The 10,011-nt window shown below is 55.1% G+C and carries 8 protein-coding genes and 1 pseudogene; 1 reads left to right on the top strand and 8 read right to left on the bottom strand.

Going from position 1 to position 10,011, the window contains the following annotated elements:
* Nucleotides 1-318 (top strand): annotated as a pseudogene (locus BLV25_RS12560) (IS6 family transposase); the annotation flags it as partial.
* Here the strand turns inward: BLV25_RS12560 and BLV25_RS16850 are convergent.
* The 8 genes from BLV25_RS16850 to BLV25_RS17955 form a co-directional block, all read right to left on the bottom strand.
* Nucleotides 315-1,118: a transcriptional regulator TbsP domain-containing protein gene (locus tag BLV25_RS16850; protein ID WP_143114442.1), complete on the bottom strand. Its 804-nt coding sequence runs from the start codon at nt 1,116-1,118 to the stop codon at nt 315-317. The pseudogene BLV25_RS12560 and the gene BLV25_RS16850 sit on opposite strands and share 4 nt — an antisense overlap.
* Nucleotides 1,119-1,224: 106 nt before the next feature.
* Entirely contained in the window at nt 1,225-2,031 is an 807-nt protein-coding gene (locus BLV25_RS12555) for a transcriptional regulator TbsP domain-containing protein (protein ID WP_143114441.1), read from the bottom strand.
* 253 nt (nt 2,032-2,284) lie between these two features.
* Complete coding sequence (locus BLV25_RS12550) at nt 2,285-3,541, bottom strand: RNA-guided endonuclease InsQ/TnpB family protein (protein WP_092733822.1); 1,257 nt, start codon at nt 3,539-3,541, stop codon at nt 2,285-2,287.
* A gap of 1,085 nt (nt 3,542-4,626) precedes the next feature.
* Nucleotides 4,627-5,922 (bottom strand): RNA-guided endonuclease InsQ/TnpB family protein, encoded by a 1,296-nt coding sequence (locus BLV25_RS12545; protein WP_092733819.1) that lies wholly within the window; start codon nt 5,920-5,922, stop codon nt 4,627-4,629.
* Between the two features lie 245 nt (nt 5,923-6,167).
* Nucleotides 6,168-7,553, bottom strand: coding sequence for an ATP-binding protein (locus BLV25_RS12540; protein ID WP_092733816.1), 1,386 nt, complete (start codon nt 7,551-7,553; stop codon nt 6,168-6,170).
* 176 nt (nt 7,554-7,729) lie between these two features.
* Nucleotides 7,730-8,971 carry a phage integrase SAM-like domain-containing protein gene (locus BLV25_RS12535; RefSeq protein WP_092733813.1) on the bottom strand — a complete coding sequence of 414 codons (1,242 nt, stop codon included), beginning with the start codon at nt 8,969-8,971 and terminating at the stop codon, nt 7,730-7,732.
* Nucleotides 8,968-9,324, bottom strand: a complete 357-nt coding sequence (locus tag BLV25_RS12530) for a hypothetical protein (RefSeq protein WP_256335721.1) — start codon at nt 9,322-9,324, stop codon at nt 8,968-8,970. Before BLV25_RS12530 ends, BLV25_RS12535 begins: the two co-directional genes overlap by 4 nt.
* A gap of 6 nt (nt 9,325-9,330) precedes the next feature.
* On the bottom strand, nt 9,331-9,729 hold the full coding sequence (locus BLV25_RS17955) for a helix-turn-helix domain-containing protein (protein WP_256335720.1): 399 nt from the start codon (nt 9,727-9,729) through the stop codon (nt 9,331-9,333).
* Nucleotides 9,730-10,011: the final 282 nt, after the last annotated feature.

The raw sequence follows: 10,011 nt of genomic DNA, 5'->3' as shown, positions 1-10,011 counted from the left end.
GAACTGCTTCACGTCCGGCTATTTGCGACGGCTACAACCGCCCTCACAGAAATTTTCCTGCGCGAACTGTGTCAAAAACACGATGTCGAATCCGCCGTGTTTCTTGTTGACGGCGCGAAACACCTCCAAACCGCGCTTTCCCGAGCTGGGCTCCGATTTCAGATACATCACCACGGAAATCGAAATGCTGTCGAACGGATCTTTCGAGAACTGAAGCGTCGAACCTCGTCGTTTTCAAACTGCTTCAGCCACGTTGAACCGGAAACCGCCGAAAACTGGTTGCAGAGCTTCGCTCGATGGCTCAATGCTACTAACTAAACACTACCAAGACGACGAACCGCAATGCTAAATTCCGAGAGCGAATCGTGTACGAGTTTCTCCTCACTAAGCGATAGCCGAAGTTTGGGGGGATTGGAATCCAGGGAGATGGGCTCACCCTGTATCAATCCTTGCTCTACCAATTGTGCCTTTTTCCTCGAGAAGGTAGATCGGGATGCTAAATTGATACTCTCACCCCATTTCGAGATGTCGTAGAGCGTTTTACCCTGACGGGCGGCTAATAAAAGAACCAGTTCAACCGCATCGATTTCCACCTGAATACGAGACATATCATCAATAAGATCATCAAGAGCCCGTTGAAATTGCCTATCGAGATGGCTGACTAACGAACGGCGAATAACACTACGAGATGGAGTACGGATCGTGAATCTGTCTGATGATTTGGATAGACTAGTATACTTATTCAGCATTTGAGATGACAGTTGGTGATCTCGTGTGGATAATACGCCGACCTCATCCTCAAAATAAATCAGCGTCGTTAGTTTATTTTCAGTAAGAATGAGTGGGTTAGGCGACCCTGTTGAGGATGTTTTCATATCTAGTGACCCCTGTTCAATCAGTTCAGCTGCTTGGGTAGCCAGATAAAAGCTTGAGATTAGCGTTTGTAATTTCTGTTCTGAAGCAACCACGGAAATTGTTTGTTCAGTAGAAACAGAATACTCGGACAGTACTGTTTCGAGGAGATCCGTTGGTGGCGAGACCAACAATAAATCCGTGTCTGAATTTTCGGGGACGGTCGCAAGCACTTCCGTTAGATCATCCTCAATTCTTGCAGACATTAAATCGGGTTAAAATTCTATATATTTACCACTATTGGATCGAAATATAGCCAAAGTAGTCACATACCACATCTTCACGCTACCCACGGTGGTTTAGCAACCGAGGCTACTTATCCTCAATCAGTTCGCGAGCAGCATTCCCAATCTCTTCTACAGGAATATTTGAGAGTTGAGGGTTCTCCAGTTGAAGCCGGTATCTAGGCCGACCAACATCAATCGGAACTTTTTCAGTAGTGATCAGATCCTCATCCTCCAGTTGGCTTTTAGTACGTGAAAAGGTCGCTCTTGAGGCAATTCCGATCTTCTCACCCCACGCCGAGAGTTCATACTGCAGTTCGCCGTTTCTCGCCGCGACTAGAACACCAATAGCCACTTCATCAATGGGGTTATCCAAGCTGGATGAAGACTCGAGCGCCGCGATGTAATCCTGTTCCATCTCTTGATTAATTGCTTCTCGTAGAGAGGTTTGGACTTCCGAGTAGGCTGGTGTATGGACGTCATACGAGCGAGCATCGGCAAACAGGTTCTGATACATTGATCTCGTTCGTTCCATTAACTCTTCGTCTGTCGTAACGAGAGCGTTCAAGCGAGAGTCAAGACGGAGCAAAGTCGCCATACTGGAGGGCGTAAGGAGAAGCGTATTATTGAGCGTTTGATCCACGATACGAAGATCTATACGATCTTCTTCAATGAGATCTACGGCACGTGCGGCTATACGAAAGTCAGAGAGTGCTTCCTTGAGTGTATCCTGTTGAGCCAAGATATTGATCGTTTCATTGTCCGAGTACAGTAATTGAGTAATCTCTTCAACCATCGTTGGTGAAGGGTCGACGAGTAATCGATCAGAGTCATCGTCGGAACCAATCTGACCGAGTACATCCTCCAAACCGTCACCGATGACCTCAGTAGGCACTAATTCCAATAGGTGCTAATGATAGTTAATCATTTGGAACACCCGTATATAATATCTAGTTGATAGTAAAAAAGTCCAATATTCCTTAGAAGCAAACTACAATCTGCATAGCCAGTTCACAACGCCAAGCACGTCTCTTGACTTCGATCGTGGTATGTTCACCAATGCGTTAGTAAACTACCCCACCCTACTTCGCTCACCGCAGACGCGGTTCGCTCGTTGAGGGAAGGGCTTTGCTGTGGACTCCCGGCGATCAACTCTCGGCGGTTGGCCGATAGCCGTCACCGTTCAGCATCCCACCATTTATACGCACGTCTACTGGTGCGTCTGCGTTCCCCGACGTGGGCGAGGAACGCAGTCTGTGCTGTCGCTTCCGCATGTATCGTACGGCGACGTTTTTTGCGCCGTTGTAGTCCGCGTTGATTTCATACCCACACGTTAGACACCGGAACTGCTCGCCGTCCCGGTTGTCTTCGTGGGTGAAGCCACAGTCCATGCGAGAACACCGCTGGCTCGTATGGCCTGGCTCAACCTGCTCAACCACGACACCGCGTTCTGGAGCCTTATAGTCGACGTACTCGACAAGACGACGGAATGCCCACACATGATGCCAGCCCGCGTGAGGCAATCTCTCTCGAATGTCGGTTAAATCCTCGAACACGATCACGTCGCAGTCGTGGGCAACCGCCTCCTCAACGATCTCGTTGGCGACTGTGTGGATGTACTGTTTGCGCCATGCTCGCTCTCGCTTTCCAAGTCGAAGCAAGGCGTTATGCGCAGCTTGCGTCCCACGCTGTTGCATCTCTGCTCGGCGCTTCTCGAACTCTTGAATCCAGTGGTCGTACTCGTCGCCGCTCCAGAACGTGGCTGTTGACGAAACCGCGAGACTGTTCACGCCGAGGTCGATCCCGAGGACTGTTTGGTGCCCGGTATCGGCCGAATCCTCAACTTCGACAGCCTCGCCGTCGTCGTCTATCTTCCGTGTTTTGACGTGGAAGTAGAACTCGTCGGTGGCGTGGTCGTACTGGAGTGTACTCGTCCGGAACTCGTAGTCTGCCGACAGGACGTACTCCTCGTATGGCGTTGGACTATCTGCTGGCAGTTCAAAGTCAACCTCAATTCGTCCGTTCACCGTGGAGAGTGAGATTTTGTTGCGGTAGAAGGTGGCACTCCGCTTATCGTACACCATACTCCATGAGGTGAACTCTGGTTTGTTCGTCCGTTTACCCTTTTGCCAGCGGTCAACACCGCTGTCTACGGCGTGGACGGCACGCCGAATGGCTTCTTGGACGAGATTTGCCGTCAGATCAGTTTCCTCGCGGAGTCGGTCGTAGAGTGCATCTCTGGCTTTTACGTTTGAGGTGACGCAGTCTTCGTAGTCGGTGTTGTCCCAACAATAGTCACTCGCCTCGTTCGCACAGTACAGGAATTGCTCGGCAGTTTCGTGGAGGTCGTCGTGGTACTCGTCGGGAACGACGAGGGTGACCGGCGCGGTGCGTCTGACCTCCATAGTTCAGATGTTAGGTCAACGGTACTTAATAGTGCGGGAGTCAGATGGCTACTGTCTCGTGGGGAGGTTCATCGAGTGTCGGCTTCCTCCCCGGCCTACTCGCTTCGCGCTTCCGACAAGTCGGAAGCCCGTGCTCCTTGATGCCGGGGGCTCCGCCTCGAAACTGCTGAATCGACGACTACAACTCTTGACCGGTCCCACTGAAAGACTCATAGCCTACTCTACGAAAATTTTAGGTTAACTAAGAAGTACCTCGGAAAAATACGTTGCACTACCGAGATTCGATCGTGACGGTCGTTGTTAGAGGCTCGATTAGCGACCCTCCAGAGGCGTCTCGTTCAAGGCAGAAAGCACGGCATCGACATTCGAAATATCATCTCGATCACATCGATGTGACGGCCGCCACCACACAGCTGACCGAATTACGAGTGCCTCGTCCGACAGTTTGTAGCTCGTGTACGCGGACCACGGTCGAAATTGGCGTTGCAGTGGATGTTCAACGACGAGCCCGACATCCGTTACACGAAACGTTCGCGGGTTCATCACGTTCATCAGCACCACGCCGACGAACAGTAGATAGTATAACCGCCACCCCAACTCGGAATCGAATACGAATGCAGCAAGGATCCCGATAGTGCTGCGGTAAACGCGGCGATCGAGACACCGCCAGCAATCCGCCGCCACCGGCGTGGCCACCGCGCTTCCCACTCTACGAGTTGGATCGCATCCTCAAGGGCAGCGTCTGCGTGTCGCGTTCGACTCATTGCCACCAGCATAATCCCGAACAGCATTCCGCCAGCCGTCCCGATCACTGCGAGTGGGGCCGCGATATCAGGTGAATCGGCCCAGAGGACAGCGCCACCAAACCAACTGAACGGCAGCACGACAAGCAACCAGACAGCATCATAACGGCCAAGGATGGCCGCTATCCCAGGCGTCCGTGATACGATCCATCCAGCGACGGCAGTCACGATCGTCACGGCGATAAGCAAGCCTATGTAGAAACGGCAGCGTCAGCGACGACCAGCGATACAGCGAGGACAACTTCTGGAGCGGCGAGAGCAGCCATATGAATCGCCTCGGGGTCAAGTGGTTCGAGACGCTCCGCGTCTCGTCATCACGGAAGACGAAGTCTTCCGTTCGACCCCGAGGCTTCCCGTTTCCACGACGTGACTTGCAGACACGGACTCAACGTGAGTTATGTCCGTAGCGGTCACAGTCTCCACAGGCGTGTCTTCGGGCCATCCCAGCCATAACTCGGAAAAGCCGCGTTGCAGGATGTTCATCGCCGCGTTCGCATCCCGATCGGTTTCGAACCCACAACTCGGGCAGGAGTGTTCCCTGACCCAGATCGGTTTCGCTGTCTCTACGCCACACCGAGCACACTCTTTCGTCGTCCCCTCTGGTTCAACCTGCTTGACGTGACAGCCGTACAGGTCGGCCTTGTATTCGAGCAAAGTGATGAACTGTCGCCACGCCGCATCCTGCTTGTTGCGAGCGTTATGCGACTGTTCGAGCATCCCTTTCACGTTCAAGTCCTCGACGAATATGGCGTCGTACTCGCGGACAAGCCACGTCGTAATCTTGTGCTGGTAATCCAGCACCTTCCGCTTGATGTGACGCTTCACCTTCGCCACTTTTCGGCGTTGTTTCTCGTAGTTGTTTGACCCCTTCTCCTTGCGAGACAGTTTGCGTTGCTCGCGTCGGAGTCGTTCGTAGTCGTCTTCGAGGTCAAGCCAATCCACAGTCGTGCCGTCCGACGTGTGGATGTAGTTCTGGATGCCGAGGTCAATCCCGACGCTGTTGCTCGCATCCAGCGAGTCTACGTCGGGTTTCTCGGGCAGGTCAGCGTCGTCGGTTTCTAACCCGAAGGAGACGAACCACTCGCCGGTCGTCTCTTTCTTGATGGTGACTTCTTTGATGGTGGCGTGGTCAGGAATCGGGCGGTGGTAACGGATTTTGACCCACCCAATCTTGCTGAAACGGACGTAAGCGAACCTGTCGCGGCCCCTCTTTTCATCGAGGTCGAAACCGGACTGGTTGTACGTCACGCTTCGATACTCGGTGGGTGCTTGCCGTTTGAGACAACCGACGTTGTACCCCTTCTCTTTCTTCTTGCGAAGGTTCGAGAGGTTGCGATGGAAGCGTGCGACGGTGACTTGTGCGGCTTTCGAGTGCAGCCCACCGAACACAGGCCACCGCCGTTTCCACTCGGGGAGTTTGTTGTTCTGGTCGTACTCGCTCGGCTTGTCGTCTTCTGGGGCTTGTTCGTAGTCCCAGCGGACGTGGTTGTAGAGTTGGCGATGAACGCTGAGATGGTGTTCCAGCCTGTCCGCTACCTCTTGTGTCAGGTAGGCTTGGTAGCGGTGGCTGTATTCCATCGCTGTCTCTTGATTAGTGATGTTTCGACTTAATGGTTTGTGTCACGAGTTGTCGGCTTCATCCCCGGGGTCAAGCCCCGGGGTATTCTCCTTGACCGCCGATAAAGACCTGCGACTAACGCATATTCACCATCAGGGCGTTCAGCGTTCGACTGACCCAGTATAGAACGCGTAGACTCCGCCATAGCGAGACGTTCTATCCCGGATAACAAAAGACTCCCCACCACAAGGGGCTATAATCGATCTTAAGCGTGCGCTGTCACGTCACCGATATCGAACACTTGCAGATCATTCCGGTCTGACACGGCTTCCTGAACCGATTGTGTTACGCCGCTTCGCGTGAAGAGCGCGTACTTCGTGTCGACATTGCCACCGCTATCGGGCGTCCAACGGATCTCCCCAGCGTGCTCTTCGAGCGACGCGAGTGCACCATAGTCGAGGGGAGCGTTCGTGAACTTGCACTCACCCACAACCATCGTGCCGTCGGTGGAGAAGCCGACGACATCGACTTCGTGTTCTTGGTACCACCAACGACCGATGTCGAGGAACGTCTGCTCCGGATACAGGCCCGGAAGCGCGCTTCGGCAGAGCGCTTCGAAGTCCTGACTGACAAAGTCAGGGAGCTCCGGTTCGATGACCGCCTCATAGGCATCTTTACCGAGGCGTTCGTAACGATCTTCGTTTCCATAGACAAAGCGGAACCAGAACCGGAAGAGCGGATCGAGGAGTCGATAGCGGCCTCGACGAGACTTCGCTTTCTGTTCGGTAATTGGAACTTCGCGCTCAATGAGCCGTAATCGCTCCAATTTCTGTGTGTACGTCGAAATCTGTTTACCGTCGATACCAACGGCTTGTGCGATCTCGTTCGACGTCGTCTTTCCCGCAGCTATCGCGGTGAGGATCGCAAAGTAGCGGTTCGGATCCGTGAGTTCGGTGCGGAGAACGTACTCGGGTTCGTTGTGAAGATACCCCTTCTGTGAGAGCACGTCCTCGGTAAGCACCGTTCCCAGGTCTCGATTCAGATCAACGCCGTCGAGATAGTATGGCACGCCCCCGAAGATGCCCCAGGCGAAGACGCGTTCCTGGGAGGTGTAGTCATCCGGAACGAACGCCCGAGTGGCGGCAAAGTCGAGTGGTCGCAGATCAAGTTTCTCCGTGAATCGGCCGTACAGCGGGCTATTTCCAAGGAGCGTTGCTTCTTCCATCATACTGATCGAGGAACCGACGAGTACGAGCGTCCCCGCAGTATCCTGTAGTCGATGATCCCAGAGACGCTGAATGACGGACGGGAGACTGTTATCGGCGTCGATGAGGTACGGAAACTCGTCAAGGACGATGATGGCGTCCTGGTCACTAAGGTACCCGAGGAGTGCTTCCCAGTTCTGCTTAATCTCCGTGATTCCGGGGAAGGTTTCGGCGGCGACGTCGACAAATTCGTCGAGCTGGAGTTGTGATGTCGTCTCGGTCGCCTGATAGACGACGGCGTCGTCACGGTCGTTCAGAGAGTGTTGGACGAGTTGCGTCTTTCCGAGACGTCGACGACCGAAGATGACAACCATCTCAGCGTCGTCCGATTCGTAACAGCCCCGTAAGCGCGAGAGTTCGTCTTCCCGGTTCACGAAGTGCTCCATAGTGGGTCGTGGACGTACGGGAGAATAATACTTCCGAATAGAGCAACTACAGATAGGCTATTTTGAAATTGGCTATTTTGGTTTAGTTTAAATAGGGGTTAAGTTCTGCAAACAACTTAGTGTAGATGGCGGGTGGATGGCACACTGAGAACGGATTCGCTCCAGACCCCCTCCCACTACCCATCGATTTCAGACAGTGCTTCCGTAGCAACATCGCCAAGTTCGCCGGCCTCAATATGGGAATACCGGTCTCGCACCATCTCTTCGGAATTATCCAAGTATCGAGCTGCAACCGTGTAGCCAAATGCTCGAACGAGAACCTCACCCATCCCGCGGCGACCGCCATGCGGAGCGAGATAATCGTGTTTCGGATGGTCGATATCGATTCCCGCTGCTTCAGAGAGTCGCTGGAGAATCGATCGTGCGCCGTCCGTCGTGATCGACGGCGGACGAACGTCCTCATCGAGGGCCAGTAGAAAGTCTCGAGCGTACTCGCCCCGTCGACTGTCGATCGTATCCGGGTGTTCCCCTCGGTCAGCCAGCTCGTCCCTAACGAGCCCCGCCAACGTCCGCTGATCGAACGTCGGGAACACCGGCCAGCGGTCCGTTGGCGGATCCATCAACTGGCGGTAGCTCCGCAGCGGCGAGATCACCGGGTCAGGGAGACTCGCAGCGTCCCACTGCTGTTTCTTCCGGTAGACGTCCATACTTCCGTCCTCGAGCGAGAGCTCCTCCCACCGGACCCCGCGCCGGCGCGGGTCGTTCGGGTCCCGAAGGAGTTCACCCACGCGGACAGCCGTGTACGCGAGGACGAACACGAGGGCACGGTCACGGGCCGCCTTCAGCGCCTCGTAGCGCGCTCGCTGTCTGTCAAGTGGATCAGCATCATCCGAGAGTGTCGTGAACGTCTCGATAGCGTCACGTGCTTTCTCGTCGACGTGGCGGGTAAGGGCGTGGCGCTGCGCGGACGTCCAGGCCTGCTGATCACCGGGCTTTCGACCGTCATCTTCCGGAAGTGGAGCCATCGCGCTCGCCCGCTGAGCGTAGTGGGCCTCAAGGTAGCCCTCGTTGACGCACCAGCCACACCAGGCAGAGATATAGCGGTAATAGGTTTGTACAGTATTTTGTTTGAGCCCTCGATCACCGGCTAGATGTCGGGCATATTCCCGGAAGACACGTTCGTCAAGGTCCTCGAAGGTGGGGTCGCGGTCGACATCGGCGGGGACGATCCCGGTCCAGTCGTCATTGCCGCGGTCGCCGACGGCCCACTCTTCGAACCGCTCGAGCTCGCGGGCGGCGTTGCGTCGGTAGTTCCCGCCGTCGCCCCCACGCCCTTTCCCCTTATCTTGGAGATAGCGCTCGAAGGAGCTTCGCAATGGCCGCTCTGCGGGTTCCTGGCCGGTGGTATCGTCGATCATAACGAGTCAGAAGCCTCCGAGTTGTCCAAGTAGGAGATCGTGGCTGTCGTGACCTGTTCAGTGAACTCGTCGGTGATCGATCCCTGCTGACCGACGACGTGAAGGTCGTCTTTCAGCGTGGCGACAGTCCAGGGCAACACGAAGCTCTGCTGACCTGGTTCCCCGCGGATCCACGCCTCGCTCGGCACAGCGAAACTGCCCGCGTGATGGGACTGAGTCGTGAACGCGACGGCGATCGACTCCTCGTCGGGATAGGGCATCCGTCCGCCGGAGACGACTAACCATGGACGGGGGTTTCCGCCGTCCGTCTTGAACGGATCGGGCGCCCAGAGAACAGTTCCGCGGTCAGCCATCCGGGATCACGACTCCTCGTCGTCCTGCTCGGTCGCTGAATCAATGGGATCGACGGCGGTCTCCATCCAGGCCTCGACGTCGTCGTCGGAGAATCCACCGTCGACGTCGTCGGCCATAGCAGCGCCGTGCATCCCTGCCGATGCGACTGCATGCTCGGCGTCGGCAATCGTCCAGAACCGATCGCGGTGCTCGACGAGGCCGTGTTCCTCGAGGCGTTTGAGCGTGGGGCCGACGCTTCCCTCCGGAACGTCGACGGCGTCGACGATCTCTCGCTGGCGAAACGCCTGGTCAGCGTGCTCGAGGAGGAAGCGATAGACCGCACCCTGAGTAGTGTCCGGTGCGAGATCGGGGAGCGACGGTCCATCTTCGTCAATAGAACGAAACCTGTCTTTCGAGATGGGCATCTTGAGTATTGGTTTGTATTAGAAGCTATTAGGTCTTATCGACAGGACTCTCAACATAGACTGGTGAATGGTTCTGTTCACGAGTTTTTCCGGGGGTAGAGATTCTCTTCGTGCGGTTCCACGTTTCGTGCTTACCCGACGGCGGCGGGGTACTTCAAAGTGGCCGTGATTATTGGGGTAATCACGACCAACAAGATGAACGCTAGAATCCCGCTAATTCGGCGGTTTCTCTGCCCCTATCCGCAGATTAGGCGATCTAGGCAAATTATAAACTATATGCCG

Source organism: Halopenitus persicus (genome assembly GCF_900107205.1).
Classification (GTDB): Archaea; Halobacteriota; Halobacteria; order Halobacteriales; family Haloferacaceae; genus Halopenitus; species Halopenitus persicus.
The sequence above is the reverse complement of the archived record's forward strand: the minus strand, read 5'-3'. Positions and strand labels throughout refer to the sequence as shown.